This window comes from Bacillus ndiopicus (genome assembly GCF_000612805.1).
Lineage (GTDB): Bacteria > Bacillota > Bacilli > Bacillales_A > Planococcaceae > Metasolibacillus > Metasolibacillus ndiopicus.
In genome coordinates this window covers 888,986-909,964 of record NZ_HG964403.1, presented here as the reverse complement: position 1 = coordinate 909,964, position 20,979 = coordinate 888,986, and the positions used below count along the sequence as shown (strand labels likewise).

Below are 20,979 nucleotides of genomic sequence, written 5' to 3'. Positions count from 1 at the left end.
GCGAACTATCAACAAATTATTACACTAACAATAGCATACTCGGGAGGCAATTGCAAATATCGTCACTTCTCATTAGAACAATGACAACTGGTTCGCATCTGGTAGTCCCTCTAAACAACCGAGCTGATCCATATACTCGATTAATGTTTTAGACACGCGACCACGTCGTTGTAAATCTTCCTTCGATAAAAATTCGCCTTCTTCACGCGCTGCAACAATTTGCTTTGCTACGTTCGTTCCAAGACCTGGTATTGCATCAAATGGTGGAATTAATGCATTACCATCAATGATAAATTCACTTGCTGTTGAACGATAAAGATCAACTGATTTAAAGTACATGCCTCGCTCACACATTTCAAGCGCAATTTCAAGCACAGTCATTAAGTTTTTCTCTTTCGGGCTTGCATCTAAGCCCTTGGCGTTGATTTCATCAATTTTAGTACGAATAACTGCAGGGCCTTGCTTCATCGCAATTAAATCGAAATCATCTGCACGTACTGTAAAATACGCTGCGTAATACAAAATTGGATGATGTACTTTAAACCATGCTATACGCACCGCCATTAATACATATGCAGCTGCGTGGGCCTTCGGGAACATGTACTTAATTTTTTTACAAGAATCGATATACCATGCTGGCACTTTATTTTTACGCATTTCCTCTTCCATTTCATCTGTCAAGCCTTTACCTTTACGTACAGATTCCATAATTTTAAAGGCGAATGCTGGCTCTAATCCTTGATAGATTAAATACACCATAATATCATCACGACAGCCAATTACTTCCGATAATACACATGTTCCATTTTTAATAAGTTCCTGTGCATTTCCTAGCCATACGTCTGTTCCATGGGATAAGCCAGAAATTTGTACTAATTCACTGAATGTAGAAGGCTGCGTTTCCTCCAGCATTTGGCGTACAAAACGCGTACCAAACTCTGGGATACCGAGCGTCCCTGTTTTTGTGCCAACTTGCTCCATCGTAACACCGAGCGACTCAGTCGTACTGAAAATCTTCATTACTTCTGGATCATCTGTCGGAATCGTTTTCGGATCAATGCCCGATAAATCTTGCAGCATACGAATTACTGTCGGATCATCGTGTCCTAGTATATCAAGTTTTAAAATATTATCATGAATCGAATGGAAATCGAAGTGTGTCGTTTTCCATTCTGAATCCTGCGCATCGGCCGGAAATTGTACTGGTGAGAAATCGTAAATATCCATATAATCAGGTACTACAATAATTCCTCCAGGGTGCTGTCCCGTCGTTCGCTTTACTCCTGTACAACCTTGCACCAGACGATCTACTTCTGCCCCTCGGAATGTTAAATTATTATCACTTGCATAGCCTTTTACATAGCCATACGCTGTTTTTTCAGCTACTGTACCAATCGTTCCTGCACGATAAACATAATCCTCACCGAATAGAACTTTTGTATAATTATGTGCATTTGGTTGATATTCACCCGAGAAATTCAAGTCAATATCTGGAACTTTATCTCCTTTAAATCCCAAAAATGTTTCAAACGGAATATCATGTCCATCTTTTTTATAAGGTGTACCACATTCTACACAGTCTTTGTTTGGCAAGTCAAAGCCAGAAGCGACCGAGCCATCCGCAATAAATTCCGAATGCTTGCAGTTTGGACAAATATAATGTGGTGGCAATGGATTTACTTCTGTAATCTCCATAAACGTAGCAACTATAGACGAACCTACCGAACCACGCGAACCTACTAAGTAGCCATCTGCTAACGATTTTTTTACGAGCTTAGCAGAGATTAAATAAATAACGCCGAAGCCGTGACCTAAAATCGACTTTAACTCTTTATCAATACGCGCTTGTACAATTTCAGGTAATTCCTCACCATAAATTTGATGTGCCATTTCATAGGTTAAATTTGTTACTTCATCATCTGAGCCTTCAATTTTAGGTGTATATAAATCATCTTTTATCGGTTTTACATCGCCAATCATTCCAGCGATTAATTGCGTATTTGTAACAACGATTTCCTCAGCTAAATCAGGGCCTAAAAAATCAAATTCTGCAAGCATCTCATCCGTTGTTCTAAAATGCACCTTTGGCAAAGGATAACGATTTAGTGGATTAGCACCGCCCATCGAGCCAATTAAAATTTGCCTAAATTTCGCATCCGTTTCATCTAAATAGTGGACATTACCTGTAGCTGCGACGGGGATGTTTAGTTTTTTCCCTAGCTTCACAAGCCTGCGAATAATATCTTCTAAGTTCCATTCATCATGAATCGTACCGCGAGCAATAAGCTGCGAGTAAACTGGCTTTGGATGCACCTCAATGTAATCATAAAATTTCGCTACTCGCTCCGCCTCTTCAGGTGTTTTATTCATAATTGTTTCAAAAAGTTCACCATTAGAGCAGCCTGAACCAATGATTAAACCTTCACGGTATTTTTGTACATCACTCTTTTTCAAACGTGGTACACGGTAAAACGTCTCTGTATGAGCAATTGAAACGAGCTTAAACAAATTTTTCAAGCCGATTTCGTTAGCAGCTAAAATTGTACAATGTGATGGTCTCGCTTGTTTATAGCTTTCATCTCCACCAACAAAACGGTTAAAATCATCATGATATTTAATGCCTTTATCATGCGCTTCTTTTAATAAATGAAGCATTAATTCACCTGTTGCCTCTGTGTCATAAATGGCGCGGTGATGTTGTGTTAGCTCTACCCCATAGCGTTTACAAAGAGTATTTAAACGGTGATTTTTCAATGTTGGATTTAGCATACGTGATAGCTCTAATGTATCAATTACAGGGTGCTTATCGTTACTGATATTGTACTTTTGATAGGCAACATATAAGAAGCCAATATCAAACGAAGCGTTATGTGCAACAACGATGCTATCCCCAATAAACTCATGAAATTCACGTACAACATCTTCCACTTCTGGTGCGTCTCTCAGCATATCATCAGTAATATGTGTTAAGTCGATAATATTCGCTGTTAATGGCTTATGTGGATTAGCGAATCGCTCAAAACGCTCCACCACTTGACCATTTTGGATTTTGACAGCTGCCAACTCAATAATTGTATCGTAGACAGTAGATAAACCAGTTGTCTCTACGTCAAAAACAACAAATGTCGCATTGTCTAAATTAATATGCTGTTCCTCATAAGCAATTAATGCGGCTGAGTCGACTAAATTAGCCTCTACACCATAAATAACTTTAATACCATGTTTTTTTCCTGCTGCATAAGCATCTGGGAAGGCTTGCACAACCGCGTGGTCTGTAATCGCAACTGCTGGGTGCCCCCATTTAGCAGCTTGTCCAACTAATTTGTCAACAGGTGTTACGGCATCCATTTGGCTCATCGGTGTGTGCATATGCAATTCAACACGCTTTTGCCCTTCTTGTGCAAGGTCTTTTCTTGTTTCTTTTTTTATTTCTACAATATCTCGTGCCATAACTACTAAATCGCGTGCGAAGGTATCCATTTGTACAGCACCACGAACTTTTACCCACATGCCCTTTGAAAGTTGAGCCATCAATTCGGCGTCACTATCATCGCGCGAAAACATTTTTACTAAAATCGAATCCGTATAATCGGTCATTTTAAATTCTAGTAATGAGCGGCCACTTTTTAAAACTTTGATTTCCGTCATGAAAACGAAGCCCTCTAATACAATTGAGCGCTCTTCTTCAAGCACCGTACGAATTTCCGCTGTCTCGCTATCTTTAATTTGCGCACCAAGCTGGAATGGGCGATTACTCACAACTGCCTGTGGTGAATCGGCTTTATCCTTCTCACGCTTCGCAAAATCCTCTAGTGCTTGTTGTGCTAACATCGCTTCTTCTTGTCTACGCTGCTCTAAAAATGTTTCATGTGCCTGCTTCATCTCATCTGATTGCTCTACTAGTTGAAATTCAAGCGGAATATGCGAGAAGCCAAATTGCTGATAGCTATCTGACAGTTTATCCGTATATTTTGACTTTAATGACATCTGCTCTATTTCATGCATCGTTGTAGCAATTAGCTTATGGCCTGTCCATTCAGGCTTTTGCCCCATCAATTGATTTTTTAATGGCGGTGACATATCCTCTAGTTGCCGAATTGCCGGTAGCCAATAGTCTAGTACAAGCTCTTCCGTTACAACAGGCGCAATCGTCTCAATCGCTAATGTAACGCTTGCAATATGGGAAAACTTCTCTGTTAAACGGGCGATTAATAGCTGATACGCTTTATACGGTAATATATTTTGTAGTTTAATTACAAAGCACCATATACGATTTTTTTTATGAACAGATAATCTTGTCAGCTCGCCACCTTCAAATAACGACATGTAAATATCATCAGTTAGCTCTAGTTGCTGCAAGAGCATTAAAAACCTAGTTCTTGCTTCTTGTTCATTCGTCATCGTTATCACCTTCCTCTAGCAAAAAAGAGCAGTCTAGAAAGGTCAAAAAACTTTCTAGACAGCCCGTTTTTTCTAATTCATATTACTAGTTTGTGCGGAAAAATTCGCTTAAGCGATCAACAACCTCTTCTTTCGCCCATTCGAATGTTTCGCCTGTTGCACGCACTTTCACTTCAACGATGCCTTCTGAAGCTTTTTTACCAACCGTAATACGAATTGGCAAGCCTAGTAAATCTGCGTCCGCAAATTTTACACCTGGTCGCTCTGCACGATCATCGAATAGTACATCGTAACGATAGGATTTTAAAATATTGTAAAGCTCGTCTGTTAATTGATTTTGAGCCTCGTCCTTTAAATTAATAGGTACTAAATGTACATCATAAGGTGCAAGCTGCTTCGGCCATACGAAGCCATTTTCATCTTGGAATTGCTCTGCAACCGCAGCAAGTATACGTGATACACCGATACCGTAGCAACCCATGATAAATGGCTGTGCTTTACCTTGCTCATCTAAAAACGTACCATCCATTTTAGCTGAATATGTCGTTCCTAATTTGAAAATATGTCCTACTTCAATACCTTCAGCAAATTTAATTGTACCATTGCCATCTGGTGATAGGTCACCCTCTTGGATAAAGCGAATATCCTCATAGCTATTAATTGCAAAATCACGCTCTGGATTCACATTGATATAGTGGAAGCCATCGTCATTTGCACCAGCTACACCATTGCGAATTGATTTAATCGCATTATCTGCAATGACCTTCACTTCAACCGGTAGTTTAATCGGTCCAATCGAGCCAGGTGTACAGTTTAATAGGTTTTTAATTTCTGCTTCTTCTGCTAATTCTACAGATGTTGCATTTAAAGCATTTTTTAATTTAATATCATTGATTTCGTGGTCACCGCGTGCTAGCACAACAACAAGTTCACCATCAACATTAAATACTAACGATTTAATGCAGTTTGCTGCATCAACAGATAAGAAATTACTTACTTCCTCTATCGTTTTAATATTTGGTGTTGCTACTTTTTCTAGTTCTTTTTGTGCTGTGTTACTTGCTTTATATTCTGTAATAACTTCTGCCATCTCGACGTTTGCAGCATAATCTGACGAATCTGAGTAAGCAATTGTATCTTCACCGATTTTCGATAATACCATAAATTCATGCGTGCCTTTACCACCGATTGAACCTGCATCAGCGATAACTGCACGGAAATTCAAACCGAGACGTGTAAAAATATTTGAATATGCACGGTACATATCCTCATATGTTTCATCCAAGCTTTCTCTTGATGCATGGAATGAATACGCGTCCTTCATAATAAATTCGCGACCGCGTAATAACCCAAAGCGCGGGCGCTTCTCATCACGGAATTTCGTTTGAATTTGGTAAAGCGTAATTGGTAACTTTTTATAAGATTTGATTTCATCACGCACTAATGTTGTAATAACTTCCTCATGTGTTGGACCTAATGCAAAATCACGTTCATGGCGATCTTTCAAACGCATTAATTCTGGACCATATGCTTCCCATCTACCTGATTCTTGCCAAAGCTCTGCTGGTTGCAATGATGGCATTAGTAGCTCAATAGAATTGATTGCTTCCATCTCTTCACGAATAATTTGCTCAATTTTTGTTAATACGCGCTTCGCTAACGGCAAATATGAATAAACACCGCTTGCATTTTGGCGAATAAAGCCCGCACGCAATAATGCTTTATGTGATTGTACATCCGCATCTGCTGGCGTTTCTCGCAAAGTTGGAATGAATGTTAAACTTTGTTTCATATATAGTTCCACCTTTAAAATGATTATATAATTAGCTTAAACAAATTTTGCTTCAGATGCTACTGTTTAAAAGAAAAACTTTTGAATATCGTTCCATGTTACGACAATCATTAAAATCATCAATAACACGATGCCAACAAAGTGTACAAGCCCTTCCTTCTGACGATCAATTGGTTTACCACGCACCGCTTCAAAGCCAAAGAATAATAGACGTCCACCATCAAGTGCTGGTAAAGGCAATAAGTTCATAATACCTAAGTTCATACTTAATGCTCCAGCCCAAAACATTAAATTAAAAATACCATAGGACGTTGCTTCTTCTGTATATTTATAAATACCTACAGGACCCGAAAGCTCGTCAATCGACAATTGTGCAGTAATTAACTTTATGAGGGCTTTAGAAATCATTGTTGCTGTTTCATATGTCAATTCTCCCGCATATGCAACAGCCTTTACTGGCGATTTCTCATAAGCGCGCGCCGCATAAATACCAATCTGCCCTACTTTCTCACCTTTTTCATTTTGTATAATTTTTGGTGTTAATTCAAAAGTTAATTGTTCACCATTACGATTTACTTCCATTAGCATTGGCTTGCCCATTTTCGCTTGAATTGCTAGCGATAATTCTTCCCATGTTGAAATCTTATCGCCATCAATCGCTGTCACAACATCATCACGTTGTAAACCCGCTTCGCTTGCTACACCATTATCTGCAACTTGTGCAATTTTTGGAAGTGATTCATTTGTAGGTACGCCTTGTAATAACCCCATTAGTAAAAATAGGAAAAACGCTAAAATGAAGTTAAATAACGGACCTGCAAAAATAGCCATCGAACGTTGCCCGACTGTTTTCGCATTAAATGTGCGGTCATAAGGAGCAATTATTGTTTCTTTACCATTTTCCACAATAGCTGCTGTACGTGAAATATTATAGCGTACTAAATTTTCGTCTTCATCATAACCTTCAATCCATAGCTCGCGCTCTAAATCCGCACGCTCAACTTCCATAAATAAAATATTTGGATGCTGACTATTTTGATTTAAAATAATTTTTTCAACGACATTATCCGCATTTATTAATAGACCTACACGATAGCCAGGCTGTAATTCAACCGAGTCTAAATCATCCCCAGCCATACGAACATAACCACCAATAGGAAGAAGGCGTAACGTATAAATAGTTTCACCTTTCGTCATACCGAAAATTTTCGGCCCCATTCCAATGGCAAATTCTCGAACCATAATTCCTGCGCGTTTAGCGAACAGGAAGTGACCTAGCTCATGAAAAAATACGAGCGAGCCAAAAATTACGATAAATGCAATAGCTGTTTGCATAAATACCCACCTTCATAAGCTTTTTATTAGTTTCCCACAAGTGTGGCTTTTCCTCTTATTAACAGGCTCCCCAATTTTGTCGCAGATAACCTGTAGCACAAGCATTATCATATCACTGCTTGTTCGATCTTGGGCAAAAACGAGAAAATATGTCCACAGATTGTAGTTTTCCTCTATTTTACCATGTCTATAACTGTTTTTCTCGTTTCGCTATCTACATGTAAAATTGTCTCCAAATCTGGTAGCAATATATTATTATGTGCATCCATTACACGTTCAATAAGCTCTTCAATTTGTAAAAATGTTATTTTTTCTTGTAAAAATAACGAGACAGCCGCCTCATTCGCAGCATTCATTGCTGTTAACATCGTTCCACCAGCACGCCCTGCATCATAAGCCAGTTTCAGTGCTTTAAAACGCTCAAAATCGACCTCTTTAAACGATAATTGTCCGATTTGCGCTAAATTTAAAGCTTGTCCACCTTGGACTGGTAAGCGTTCTGGATAGCTAAGCGCATATTGAATTGGCACGCGCATGTCCGGTGTACCAAGCTGCGCAATAACACTTGTATCATGGTATTCCACTAATGAATGGATAATGCTTTCACGATGTAATAACACGTCTATTTTATCGTATGGCATGCCGAATAATACATGGGCTTCAATTACTTCAAGCCCTTTATTCATCATTGTTGCTGAATCAATTGTAATTTTGGCACCCATCGACCAGTTTGGATGATTTAAAGCATCTTTTACTGTCACGTGCTGCAGTTCTTCACGACTACGATCTCGGAATGAACCACCTGAAGCAGTTAAAATTAAACGTTCAATATTTTTGGGATTTTCACCGTTCATTGATTGGAATAAAGCTGAGTGTTCACTATCAACAGGTAAAATTGCTGCATTGTATTTGCTTGCCTCTGCCATTACTAAATGTCCAGCCGTTACAAGCGTTTCTTTATTCGCAATTGCGATTGTTTTGCCCATGCGAATCGCTGCTAAAGTAGATTGTAAACCCACGCTACCTAATACAGCATTTACTAACACAGTTGTTTCTGGGTGTGTTGCCACTTCTTCAAGCCCTTTTGCTCCATATGTAACTTCAATATGAGGATATTCCTGCTGTAGGCGTCGTGCATCCTCCGCATCCTGTACAGAAACAAGCTGTGGCTGTAAGTCTTCAATGATTTGTTTCGTTGCATCTATATTTCTGCCTGATGATACTGCAACAAGCTGAAAAGCTTCCTTTTGCGCCTTTAAAATATCAATTGTTTGCAATCCAATAGAGCCTGTTGCTCCTAATAAACTAATCTTTTTCAATGTCTTTACTTCCTTTCACTACTCGGGATTTTACAAGTAATTGATCTCCCGCTACCTCAAGTTTTGAAGCGGACATCCGCTGCACTTTTTAATATAAAGAATTTCTGTGGAATTAACTAACAAAATGCAGCAAGTTTAATAATGGTAACACGAATAATAAACTGTCAAAGCGGTCTAAAATGCCGCCGTGCCCAGGTAGTATTGTTCCCGAATCTTTCACATCATAATGGCGTTTGATAGCAGACTCTACCAAGTCCCCCATTTGTCCAAATATTGAACTAACAATTGTAATGACAATCAATAATGTCCATGATATATTAAACGGCACAATAAATTGCATAATTATTGCTGCAATAACGGCGACAACCACCCCTCCTAAAAAACCTTCTACAGTTTTATTTGGCGATATTTCTGGCCATAGTTTATTTTTTCCAAAACGGCGACCGATAAAATATGCCCCAGAATCAGTTGTCCAAACAATTAATAATGCAAAAATAACGAATACTAAACCAGCTTCACGCGTTTCAATAAAATAATAAAAGCCAATACCAACATATAATGTACTTAAAATAACAAACGCCACATCATCAAATGTAAAATGATTTTTCACAACCACTGAATAAACAAGCAATAAAATAACACCAATAATAAGAAGCTCAAATTTTGTATAGCTTGTTATTTCAAGTATTTTTCCCGCTAAATTTTCCGGTAACAAAATTGTAAATAATGTTAATGCCCCTAATATTCCTGGTACAGAGAAAATTGTGATACCTTTCATTTTTAAAATTTCATATAATCCTACTGCCGCCATTGCATACACTAATATAGCGAATGGCCATTGCCCATAAACGACGAAAGGAATAAATAACGCCGCTGCAATAACTGCTGTTATGATTCGTTGCTTCACTACTGTTCTTCTCCTTTCAGCCCACCATACCTTCTATTTCGTTGCTGATATTTTTGGACCGCCTCCAATAAGCATTGCTCATCAAAATCCGGCCAAAGTGTATCTGTAAACAAAAACTCAGTATAGGCTAGCTGCCACAACATAAAATTACTTAAACGCACTTCTCCACTTGTACGGATTAATAAATCTGGCTCAGGCAAATGTGCCGTCATCAAATTAGTACTAATATGCTCTTCTGTGACTTCTTCAATTGTTAAATTGCCTGCTGCCACTTCCTGCATAATATTTTTCATTGCCAGTAGAAGCTCTGCACGACTTCCATAGTTCATAGCAAAATTTAAAATTAAACCCGTATTATGTTTTGTTGTATTCATAGCATGGTGTAAGGCTCTTTGTGTATGCTCAGGTAGGCTCTCAAAATCCCCTATCATCTGTACTCGAATATTGCGCTCCATCAACTCTGGTAAGAAGGAATTAAGAAATTGCTCTGGTAATCCCATTAAAAACTCGACTTCCGATTTAGGTCGCTTCCAATTTTCCGTTGAAAAGGCATATAACGTCAAAATTTCAACACCTAAATCACAAGCATAGCGAGTAATTTTACGAACAGTTTTCATTCCTTCATGATGTCCTGCAATCCTCGGCATTGCCCGTTTTTTTGCCCATCGACCATTGCCATCCATAATAATTGCAATATGCGAAGGAACTTTTGCTTCAATTAAGCTCTTGCTATTATATTCAATTTCATTTTTCTTTGATTTTTTTCCTAAAAGCTTTTTAAACATAGCCTATTCCTCCAACTACTTGCATATCGGACATATTTACTGTGTTAAAACATTATGATGGTATCACCGAAAGCCCCCATGCATTCTCTTGTTTCAACAATGTCTTTCAATTGTGAAAACGCTGCCCTCTCTATCAATTACGCCGAGGCTAGCTCTAGTCCAGACCTTTTTCAAGCTGACTGTTGGAAGTTAACCAAAAACCGTCACTACACGCGCCACTGGTTAACTAACCTGCGTAATGCAGCACTCTCTTCAAAATCTGTGACATGCTGGGACGTTTGAGCCAACTAGATGTTGGTCACTCAGTCGTTGTACGCTTGGGCGGCGCTCTTAGACTGATTGCCCCTAATTCAGTGAGTGTTTATACTTCTACTATATCAAGATAAAGCACCTCTAGTATATTTTAACATACGCATTTAATAAAATAAGATGTTTTATTATTAATTTCTCGGACATTTAGCCGTTATCTTGACACCCTCGCCCTCTTTGTTAAGGGGAAGCTAAGTAATATAATCTTTCTCTATTTCTTTTTATTCAAATTACATTACAGTATTTATTAATCGCCTTTTTATCATATGTAAACAATTTATGATGCAGCTACTTCTTTTACTACTCTTTCCATTATTTCATATCGCAATCAATTACGCCTTGGCGTAATTGTACCCAAATTTCACATATGGAGGTGGGAGTTGTTTGTATCTATACCTGATGCGTTGCTTTTGCACAAAAAATATTTGTTGCTATGCTTTTGATACAAAACATCTGCTCCTGCGGTTACTCGTCGCAAAAACATCTGCTCCTGCGATTACTCGTCGCAAAAACATCTGCTCCTGCGGTTACTCGTCGCAGTAAAGATTTGCTCCTGCGGTTACTCGTCGCAGTAAAGTATCACTGAATCAAGATAAAAAAGACGTCCTGTTTGAAAGGACGCCTTAATCCAATTAAAGTTCTATCATTATTATACAGATAAAATCTCTTGTTCTTTTTCTTTTGTTACGTCATCAACTTTTGCAATAAATTCATCTGTAAGCTTTTGAATATCGTCACTATAGCCACGTAAATCGTCTTCTGTGATGTCGCCGCCTTTTTCAAGCTTTTTCAAATCATCATTTGCATCACGACGAACGTTACGAACAGCGATTTTCGCTTCTTCTGCTTCTTTTTTCACTTGCTTCACTAGCTCTTTGCGACGTTCTTCTGTTAAAGCAGGAATCATTAAACGAATAACAGTTCCATCATTTGTTGGTGTAATACCGATATCTGACTTCATGATGGCTTTTTCGATTTCACCTAATACTGATTTATCGTAAGGTGCAATCACCAAAAGACGAGCTTCTGGTACAGAAATCCCTGCTAATTGGTTAATTGGTGTTGGTGCACCATAGTAGTCAATAGAAATACGATCTAATAATGAAGCGTTAGCACGTCCCGCACGAATTGATGCCAATTCACGTGAAAATGCGCTTAATGATTTTGCCATTTTGTCTTTTGCTTGTTCTAAAACTTGCTTTGCCATTATGAATTCCTCCTAACAACAGTTCCAATTTTTTCGCCAAGTACAGCGCGCTTAATATTTCCTTCTTCCATTAATGAGAATACTATTAATGGAATGTTGTTGTCCATACATAAAGTAGAGGCTGTTGAATCCATTACTTGTAATCCTTGTTGAATCACATCTAAATATGATAACTCATCATATTTCACAGCATCTGGATTAGTTTTTGGATCAGCAGAATAAATACCATCTACATTATTTTTACCCATTAATATTGCTTCAGCATCAATCTCAGCAGCACGTAATGCAGCTGTTGTGTCTGTAGAGAAGAAAGGATTACCTGTTCCTGCTGCAAAAATTACGACACGTTTTTTCTCAAGATGACGTACAGCTTTACGACGAATATATGGTTCAGCAACTTGTGTCATAACAATTGATGATTGAACACGTGTTTCAATGCCCAATTTCTCTAATGCATCTTGTAATGCTAAAGAATTCATAACAGTTGCTAGCATACCCATATAGTCAGCAGCAGCACGATCCATTCCCATTTCGCTGCCTACTTTGCCGCGCCAAATGTTTCCTCCGCCTACTACAACCGCTACTTCTACGCCTAGATCCACTACTTGCTTCACTTCAGCTGCAACATCTTTAATTATTTTTGGTGCTAAGCCGAAGCCTGCTTCTCCAGCTAACGCTTCACCGCTTAGTTTAATTACTACACGTTTGTATTTTGGCACGCTCATAGTAAACCCCCGTCATCTGTATATTTAAATTATAGTTAATTTGCTTGAAAAATAGGGAACACGCAAGTGCTGTGCTCCCTAAATGTAGTTCTCAATTTGAGATATAAGATTAGTTACCTTTAACTTGGTTCATTACTTCTTCAGCAAAGTTATCTTCGCGTTTTTCGATACCTTCACCTACAGCGTAACGAGTAAATGCAGTTACATTACCACCAGTTGATTTTACGAAATCACGAACTTTTTGATCTGAGTTTTTAACGAAAGATTGGTCAAGTAAGCAAACGTCTTCGAAGTATTTACCAAGACGACCTTCTACCATTTTAGCTACGATATTTTCTGGCTTACCTTCATTTAAAGCTTGCTCAGTTAACACTTTACGCTCACGCTCTACTTCTTCAGCAGATACTTCGTCACGAGATACGTAAGTTGGGTTAATAGCAGCGATATGCATTGCGATATCTTTAGCAGCAGCTGCATCTGTAGAACCTTCTAAAGTTACTAATACACCGATGCGACCGCCCATGTGTAAGTATGCACCAAATGCATCAGCATCAGTTTTAGATTTTATTTCAAAGCGGCGTAAAGAGATTTTTTCTCCAATTGTAGCAGTAGCTTGTGAAATTTGATCAACGATTTTCACGCCATCTTTTTCGATTTCTAAAGCAGCTTCTACTGATGCTGGTTTAGCAGCTAATAATTGCTCAGCTAAGCTAGCAACTAATACTTGGAATTTTTCGTTTTTCGCAACAAAGTCAGTTTCAGCATTTACTTCTAAAAGAATTGCCTCGTTACCTTGTTCTAAAATGTAAGTAGTACCTTCAGCAGCGATACGGTCCGCTTTTTTACCAGCAGCAGCTAAACCTTTTTCACGTAAGAAATCGATTGCTGCTTCTAAGTTACCATCTGTTTCTACTAACGCTTTTTTACAGTCCATCATACCTGCGCCAGTTTTTTCACGTAATTCTTTAACTAATTGTGCAGTAATTGCCATTTTAAATGTGCCTCCTTGAATTATATATAAAATAATGTTGTATTCTCAAAAAAAGGTGATAAGAGGGATCAGCCACTTATCACCATTGTGTAGTAGGGAATTACTCAGCAGCTACTGCTTCTTCTTCAACAGCTGGAGCTTCTGATTCACCTTGTTTAGACTCGATTAGTGCATCAGCCATTTTTGCAGTTAATAATTTAACAGCGCGAATAGCATCATCGTTAGCAGGGATTACGTAGTCGATTTCATCTGGATCACAGTTTGTATCAACAATACCTACTAAAGGAATGTTTAATTTGCGAGCTTCCGCAACTGCAATACGCTCTTTACGTGGGTCTACTACAAACATTACGTCTGGAATAGCTGTCATATCACGGATACCGCCTAAGAATTTCACTAAACGCTCATGCTCTTTTTTAATTTGAATAACTTCTTTTTTAGGAAGAACTTCGAAGATACCTTCTTCTTCCATTTTTTCGATTTCTTTCATACGTGCAACACGTTTTTGAATTGTACCGAAGTTTGTTAAAGTACCACCTAACCAACGTTGGTTGATATAGTAGTTACCTGAACGCTCAGCTTCATCTTTGATAGCTTCTTGAGCTTGTTTTTTAGTACCAACGAAAAGCACTTTACCGCCTTCTTCGCCAACTTGACGCATGAAGTCATAAGCCTCTTCTAATTTTTTAACTGTTTTTTGTAAATCGATAATGTAGATACCGTTACGCTCAACGAAGATATATTTCTTCATTTTTGGGTTCCAACGGCGTGTTTGGTGACCGAAATGTACACCAGCTTCAAGTAATTGTTTCATTGAAATTACTGACATGTTTAGTTCCTCCTAATTGTTTGGTTTTTTTCCTCCGCATTTATCATTTGCAACAAGCAACCCTATAAAATAGAGCACCACTTACTACATCAAAACGCGTGTGTATTGTTAACACCGTTTCATAATATAGCATATTTTTATTTGTCTTGCAAGTATTTGGTGTGCAATTAATAATGATTGACTTGATGAAGAAACTTTAAATCCGTTGTTAATTCTTGAATGAAAGTATGTATTTTTCTAGAAAGTTAGCTTTTCAAAAAGCGGAAAAAAGCGGTACACTAGCCTGCTTTTTTTCCGCCTTCCTAGGAATGGAATTTAATAAGAAGTTCGATTTCGGTTTTGCCCTTTTGTGTTTGTTTGGCGATTTCTTCGATAGATTGCCCATTTTTATGCATGGTAATAATTTGTTGCTCAAGTGTTATCGGTTCTTGTTTTGGTGCTGAAGGCTCCTTTATCTTATGCTGCTTATAAACACTTGCTGCAACATTTTTTGGAACAAAAGCTTTCTTTTCAATTTGCATTGGCTCCTTCAAGATAGTTTCAGATAGCTGCTCATTCTTTATTTCTAAAGTTGTTGCAACTTCTTGCTCAACTATCCTTTGTTGATTGGCAACAGATGTAGTACTTTTTACTGTTAATTCACGTAGTAAACGGTCATTTTCCTCGCGCATTTCAATTAAATATACACCAATTGCGTTGTCCATTTCCTGCATTAATTGATCTTGTCTAACTTCTAAATCTTTAAACTTTGACACTTTATTGTTTAATAATATAATTAAATAATAAATAATGAGCTGTGAAATAATAAGCCCTATTAATAAAATGCTAATAACTGAGTTCATGCTTTCTCCTATCCGCTGTAGTCAATAAAGTTTCCTTTAAACGGGTGATGTGCTTTCACTTTTTCCTCATTTGTTTGCTGTTTCTTTTTGTTCTGCTGTTCGGCATTTGCCTCATTGTGGCCCTCTTCATCTGAAATCGCATTTAAGTTTTCAGTATCATTAACAGCCTTTTGCTTCCGCTCTAGTTCTTTTTTTAGCGCTTCATTCGCGTGCATTTGTTGAAGTATATTATTTTGATGCTGCTGGTCAGCTATTTTACCTGCATCAAAAGTTTTAGGAATTGCGATTTGTAGTTCCACACCTTTTAAACTCATGCTTATCACTCCTACGAATTAATTACTTCTGATGATAAAAACTTGCGTAGCTTAAATAGCGCTTTTGAATGAATTTGTGATATTCGAGAAGTCGATAATTCAAGCATTTCGCCAATTTCTGTGAGCGTCATTTCTTCCGTATAAAACAAGCTTAAAACAAGTTGCTCTTTTTCATTAAGCTTTTCAATATTGCGCCCTAAATCGGCTAGTAGCTCACTATGCACGACCTCTTGTTCTGGTGTACGCGTAGCGTCATCACGTATAACAAATGTTTTTCCCTCTAATTCTTCTTGATCCTGCTGTTCGTTAATCGACAAAATATTTGAGAAGAAATGTTCTTGAACAGTTTGGTAGATTTCTTCAACTGGTAATTGCATGTGCTTCGCCAATTCTTCAGGAGTAGCATGGCGCATTAACTTTTGCTCAAGCTCCTCAATTTGTGCTTCCAGCTTTTTAGCCTTTTCTCGTGCTGAACGTGGCAGCCAGTCTTCCTTACGTAAGCCGTCTATAATTGCTCCTCTGACACGAAATGATGCATATGTGTCAAATTTTAAATCTCTTTTTATATCAAATTTGTTTAAAGCATCAAATAGCCCCATCATTCCTAAACTATATAAATCATCTCTAGAAACATTTTTTGGCAATCCAGCTCCGATACGCTGCACATGATAAGACACAAGCGGCTTATATTTTTTTATTAACTGATTGCCTGCATCTACATCCCGCTCCATCGTCCAGCTATGCCAAAGATTTTGCTCATCATTTATCATCGGTTGTGTCACACGTATCCACCTCTCTTTAAAATCAATCATGCCTCGACAAACTCCAGTCCAGATTTTTTGAGAGATTGGGAGAAAGTTAACCTAAAATTGTCCCCCCATGGCAACAGCTAACAGACCTACATCACGCAGGCCTCCTCTTCAAAATCTGTGACATCTGCTGGAGGCTTTACCTTGATTCAGTGAGAGGAGAATCCTTACTGAATCAAGGTAAAGCATTATTAAAATTATTATAACAAATTTATGCATATTTTTCATATGTACGTTGGATACTTTCCTATAAAAAAGAACCGTTCAGAAAGTCTCCAATCTTTCTAAACAGCCCTGTATCTTACAAAACATATTATGATTTAGTTTTAAGAAGAATGGTTACTTACCAATTCATCATCTCTATGCATCATCGTACGCACAACTTGCGCAACATCCTCTGCACTTTCATCAGCAAATTCAACTGTTGATGTAGTGTTTTGTTGAACAAATGGTTGCTGCGCTGGAGAGGGGGTTTCGCCAACCTCGACATTGTCATCACTAAATACAATTTCTTCTGGTGTATAAAAAATATAGCCCAAAACATAGCGTAATGGAAATGCGACTATAAAAGCAATCGCTGCAATACCTAGCGACATTAAAATCGTTGAGATAGGCATTGCAAATGGATTTCGAATCGCATATATGAAATAAGCTGTAAAACTAATTAATGCAATCCAACAATTAATTAAAATTGAACCAAGCATTATATTTCACTCACCCCTCGGTTCACTGTACGAATATTTAGCTTACTAGTAGCAGGATTAAATTCAATAGTTCGACCACTGTTTCCGCCTGTGTCCTCTGAAATAAGAGGTATTTTATATTTGTTTAGCTCATTTTTTACAGCTTCTACATTACGTGGTCCAATGCGCATCGAGCTTTTATCAGACGTGAATTGGAACATTTGTGCACCGCCTGCAATTTTAGCTTTTAGCTTAAATGTTTGGACACCTTCAGCTTTTAATAAATCTAATAACGCTTTAATACCCGTATCAGCAAATTTTGCTACATTTGTTGCATCTACTTTACCTAAACTCGAATCAGGAAGCATTACATGAATTAAACCGGCGATTTGTTTTGTTTCGTCATAAATTACAACACCAACACAGGATCCTAAGCCTGATGTGCGAATTGTGTTAGGAGCTTTTACTACATCCATTTGTGCAATACCAACTTTAACAATTGTGTTAGATACAATCATCTATGATACACCTAGCACTTTGAAAATTGTTGCAAACGAATCTGGGTCTGGTAACAAAAAGAAATGTCCATGTACAGCTTCGGAAACAGCAATATCTTCTTCAAAAATGGATGTGTTAATAACGATAACATGATCGCTTACTTGAGATAATTCAATTAATCCTGTACTAATGATAGCACCAAACATGTCAACACTTAACCCCGGTACAGTCGGATATATTTTTAGTTTCGTAAAATCTGATAATGCAGATAAATAAGAGCCTGATAAAATATTTCCCATTTCCTGCATCGCCGACAACGCTAGCTCTGATACCGGTGCCTTATAAAAATCAAATGCATCATCATGAATTAAACGACGAATAAAGCGGTTTGCCTGTTCAATCGGTAAGATGAAAAACATGCTTCCCTCAATATCCCCTTCTATTCTTAAAAAAACACCAACTACAACCGTTTCTGAGCCTCCTGCTAGCTCCATCATATGGTCAAAGGTTACCATTTCAACTTTAGGTACTTGCATATCAATTTTTTTACTTAATAAATCTGATAGAGCGGTTGCTGCATGCGCAGCACCAATATTACCGATTTCCTTTAATACATCTAAATGTAGCGAAGTAATTTTCTGATTAAAATTCATCTCATATCCCTACTTTAATAGCTTCTAAACAGCCGTGGCTATTTAGAAGCATCATTTTAGCTTAATGGATTTAATACTTTGTCTAAATGTAATAAAATTAATAAACGATTGTCCAGCTTTGCAACACCTGAAATAAATTCCTCTTCTAAGGAACCGACAACTTCAGGTTGCTGTTCAATAGAATCTGCTGCAATATCTAATACGTCATTTGCTGAATCAACAACAAAGCCTACTTCCATATCTTCTAACGTAATTATAATGATACGTGCCGCATCTTCCTCACCTACAATCGGTAAATTAAAGCGTTCGCGCAAATCAATAATTGGTGTTACCACTCCGCGCAAGTTAATAACTCCTTTTACAAAAGGTGGCGTTTTAGGTACACGCGTAATATGCATTAATTTCTCAATTCCTTGAACATGTGATACAGGAATTGCATACTCTTTATCTGCTAATTGAAAAACAATTACTTTAATATATTCTTGTTCAACAGCACTTGTCATAGTTTACACCTCTTCTTATCCTTATCACTTCATTAGCGCATTACAATCAACAATTAATGCTACTTTTCCGTTTCCTAAAATTGTTGCACCTGAAATTGCAAAAATATTCGTTAAGTAATTCCCTAAAGATTTTAAAACAATTTCTTGTTGTCCGATAAAGGAATCAACAACTAAACCAGCAAGTTTTTCACCTTTACGTACGATTACTACTGAGTAGAATTCGTCATCCTGTGATTCCGAACGAGGTACTTCAAAAATCTCATCTAAGAACACAAGCGGTACTACTTTGCCACGGAAATCAATTACTTTTTGATTATGAGCATTTAATATTTCTGAATGGCGAATAATCGAAGTTTCAATAATTGATGATAAAGGAATTGCATAAATTTCTTTTTCGATTTCTACAAGCATTACAGAAATAATCGATAATGTTAAAGGTAATTGAATTGAGAATGTTGAACCAACGCCTTCAGTAGAATCAATCGAAATATTACCACCTAATGACTCAATCGTTGTTTTTACAACATCAAGTCCCACACCACGACCTGAAATGTCAGAAATAACATCTGCTGTTGAGAAACCAGAAGCTAATATAAGCTCATTTATTTGTTTATCAGATAATGTTTTAGCTGTTTCTGTTGTAACAACACCTTTAGAAATAGCTTTTGCTAAAACCTTCTCACGATTAATACCTGCACCATCATCTTCAATTTCAATAAATACATAGTTTCCACTATGGAAAGCACGTAACTGTACAGTACCTTCCTCTGGCTTTCCTTTTGCCAAGCGAACCTCTGGACTTTCGATACCATGGTCAAGAGAGTTGCGAATTAAGTGTACAAGTGGATCGCCAATTTCATCAATAACTGTGCGGTCTAATTCCGTTTCTGCACCGATAATTTCTAAATTAATTTTTTTATTTAAATCACGCGACAATTGGCGTACCATTTTCGGGAAACGGTTAAATACAGTTTCAACCTGTACCATACGCATTGTTAATACAATGTTTTGTAAATCGCCCATAACACGGCTCATACGCTCTACTGTTTCATTTAACTCTTGATGATTAACTTCAGCCGAAATAGATTGCAAACGTCCTCGATCGATTACAAGCTCCTCAAACAGATTCATTAAAATATCGAGACGCTCGATATTAACGCGAATCATTTTGTTAGAAACATGACCTGATTTATTATTAGGTGATTGTGCTTTATTATTTGTTGCTACTGGCTCTACAACCGCTTTTACTACTTCTTGTTGTGGCTGCTGTGGTACTTCCTCAACTGTTTCTACCTTTTTATCTAACTTTAAAACATTGTTTTCTAAAGGTATTACTAGGACTTCCTCAACTTCAGACACTTTCATTAATTTCTTTTGTAAATCATCAGCTTGTTCCTTTGAAATAAACGCAATGTGGAATGTTTGATCAAATTGCTCTTCCTCTAAACGGTCAACAGCTGGAACGGATTTAATAACATCTCCGTTTTTCTCCAAAATCTCAAAAACCATGAAAACACGTGCTGCTTTTAATAAGCAATCTTCACGTAATGTTACAGAAATCTCGTATGCAAAATGACCTTGCTCTACTGATTGTGCTAATACAGTTTTTTCAAAATCATCATATATTAATTGTGATTCCTGTTGAACAGTTGTCGCAGCTATTTCTTTAGCTGCTTCCATTACTTTTACTACTTCTTCTCCTGCTTCAATGCGTTTTAATTGCTCAACTGTAGCTTGTACGTCACGTTTACCGTCTCCGCCCTCCGCAATATCCATCACCATTTCCTCAAGATGGTCAACAGATTCAAAAACTACATCTAAAATCTCTGGCGTTACTTGAATTTTTTCATTGCGAATCGCATCTAAAACATTTTCCATTTTATGTGTTAAATCCGCTAAATCCTCGAAGCCCATCGTCGCAGACATGCCTTTCAACGTATGTGCAGAACGAAAAATCTCATTAACAATCGATAAATCTTCTGGATTTTTTTCTAGTTCTAATAAATGCTCACTGCACGCCTGCAAATGTTCTTTACTTTCTTCGATGAACATTTCTAAATATTGATTCACTTCCATA

At 37.6% G+C, this 20,979-nt stretch carries 18 protein-coding genes; all 18 read right to left on the bottom strand.

Going from position 1 to position 20,979, the window contains the following annotated elements; translation table 11 throughout:
• Window positions 1–72: 72 nt before the first annotated feature.
• Entirely contained in the window at window positions 73–4,401 is a 4,329-nt protein-coding gene (locus TY13_RS04105; protein ID WP_042471988.1) for a PolC-type DNA polymerase III, read from the bottom strand.
• 85 nt (window positions 4,402–4,486) lie between these two features.
• The gene (locus TY13_RS04100; RefSeq protein WP_042471986.1) at window positions 4,487–6,193 is read right to left on the bottom strand and encodes a proline--tRNA ligase; all 1,707 of its coding nucleotides are present in this window, start codon (window positions 6,191–6,193) and stop codon (window positions 4,487–4,489) included.
• Between the two features lie 66 nt (window positions 6,194–6,259).
• The gene (gene rseP, locus TY13_RS04095; RefSeq protein WP_042471984.1) at window positions 6,260–7,528 is read right to left on the bottom strand and encodes an RIP metalloprotease RseP; all 1,269 of its coding nucleotides are present in this window, start codon (window positions 7,526–7,528) and stop codon (window positions 6,260–6,262) included.
• A gap of 173 nt (window positions 7,529–7,701) precedes the next feature.
• Window positions 7,702–8,847 carry a 1-deoxy-D-xylulose-5-phosphate reductoisomerase gene (gene dxr / locus TY13_RS04090; protein WP_042471981.1) on the bottom strand — a complete coding sequence of 382 codons (1,146 nt, stop codon included), beginning with the start codon at window positions 8,845–8,847 and terminating at the stop codon, window positions 7,702–7,704.
• A gap of 112 nt (window positions 8,848–8,959) precedes the next feature.
• Entirely contained in the window at window positions 8,960–9,754 is a 795-nt protein-coding gene (locus TY13_RS04085) for a phosphatidate cytidylyltransferase (RefSeq protein ID WP_042471979.1), read from the bottom strand.
• Window positions 9,754–10,539 carry an isoprenyl transferase gene (locus TY13_RS04080; RefSeq protein ID WP_042471977.1) on the bottom strand — a complete coding sequence of 262 codons (786 nt, stop codon included), beginning with the start codon at window positions 10,537–10,539 and terminating at the stop codon, window positions 9,754–9,756. Before TY13_RS04080 ends, TY13_RS04085 begins: the two co-directional genes overlap by 1 nt.
• 958 nt (window positions 10,540–11,497) lie before the next feature.
• Window positions 11,498–12,055: a ribosome recycling factor gene (gene frr / locus TY13_RS04075; protein ID WP_042471974.1), complete on the bottom strand. Its 558-nt coding sequence runs from the start codon at window positions 12,053–12,055 to the stop codon at window positions 11,498–11,500.
• Complete coding sequence (gene pyrH / locus TY13_RS04070; RefSeq protein WP_042471972.1) at window positions 12,055–12,780, bottom strand: UMP kinase; 726 nt, start codon at window positions 12,778–12,780, stop codon at window positions 12,055–12,057. The genes frr and pyrH overlap by 1 nt, the downstream gene beginning before the upstream one ends.
• A 109-nt stretch (window positions 12,781–12,889) precedes the next feature.
• Window positions 12,890–13,771: a translation elongation factor Ts gene (gene tsf, locus TY13_RS04065; protein WP_042471970.1), complete on the bottom strand. Its 882-nt coding sequence runs from the start codon at window positions 13,769–13,771 to the stop codon at window positions 12,890–12,892.
• 100 nt (window positions 13,772–13,871) lie between these two features.
• Window positions 13,872–14,600: a 30S ribosomal protein S2 gene (gene rpsB / locus TY13_RS04060; protein ID WP_042471967.1), complete on the bottom strand. Its 729-nt coding sequence runs from the start codon at window positions 14,598–14,600 to the stop codon at window positions 13,872–13,874.
• A gap of 302 nt (window positions 14,601–14,902) precedes the next feature.
• On the bottom strand, window positions 14,903–15,442 hold the full coding sequence (locus TY13_RS04055) for a hypothetical protein (RefSeq protein ID WP_042471966.1): 540 nt from the start codon (window positions 15,440–15,442) through the stop codon (window positions 14,903–14,905).
• A gap of 8 nt (window positions 15,443–15,450) precedes the next feature.
• On the bottom strand, window positions 15,451–15,756 hold the full coding sequence (locus TY13_RS04050; protein ID WP_042471963.1) for a hypothetical protein: 306 nt from the start codon (window positions 15,754–15,756) through the stop codon (window positions 15,451–15,453).
• 11 nt (window positions 15,757–15,767) lie between these two features.
• The gene (locus TY13_RS04045) at window positions 15,768–16,568 is read right to left on the bottom strand and encodes a FliA/WhiG family RNA polymerase sigma factor (RefSeq protein WP_326582874.1); all 801 of its coding nucleotides are present in this window, start codon (window positions 16,566–16,568) and stop codon (window positions 15,768–15,770) included.
• Window positions 16,569–16,891: 323 nt separating this feature from the next.
• Window positions 16,892–17,269 carry a hypothetical protein gene (locus TY13_RS04040; protein WP_042471958.1) on the bottom strand — a complete coding sequence of 126 codons (378 nt, stop codon included), beginning with the start codon at window positions 17,267–17,269 and terminating at the stop codon, window positions 16,892–16,894.
• Window positions 17,269–17,766 (bottom strand): chemotaxis protein CheD, encoded by a 498-nt coding sequence (locus TY13_RS04035; protein WP_042471955.1) that lies wholly within the window; start codon window positions 17,764–17,766, stop codon window positions 17,269–17,271. The genes TY13_RS04040 and TY13_RS04035 overlap by 1 nt, the downstream gene beginning before the upstream one ends.
• Window positions 17,767–18,399, bottom strand: coding sequence for a chemotaxis protein CheC (locus TY13_RS04030; RefSeq protein ID WP_042471954.1), 633 nt, complete (start codon window positions 18,397–18,399; stop codon window positions 17,767–17,769). It lies immediately after the preceding gene.
• 56 nt (window positions 18,400–18,455) lie between these two features.
• Entirely contained in the window at window positions 18,456–18,902 is a 447-nt protein-coding gene (locus tag TY13_RS04025) for a chemotaxis protein CheW (protein ID WP_042471951.1), read from the bottom strand.
• 24 nt (window positions 18,903–18,926) lie between these two features.
• Window positions 18,927–20,978, bottom strand: a complete 2,052-nt coding sequence (locus TY13_RS04020) for a chemotaxis protein CheA (RefSeq protein WP_042471950.1) — start codon at window positions 20,976–20,978, stop codon at window positions 18,927–18,929.
• Between the last annotated feature and the right edge of the window lies 1 nt (window position 20,979).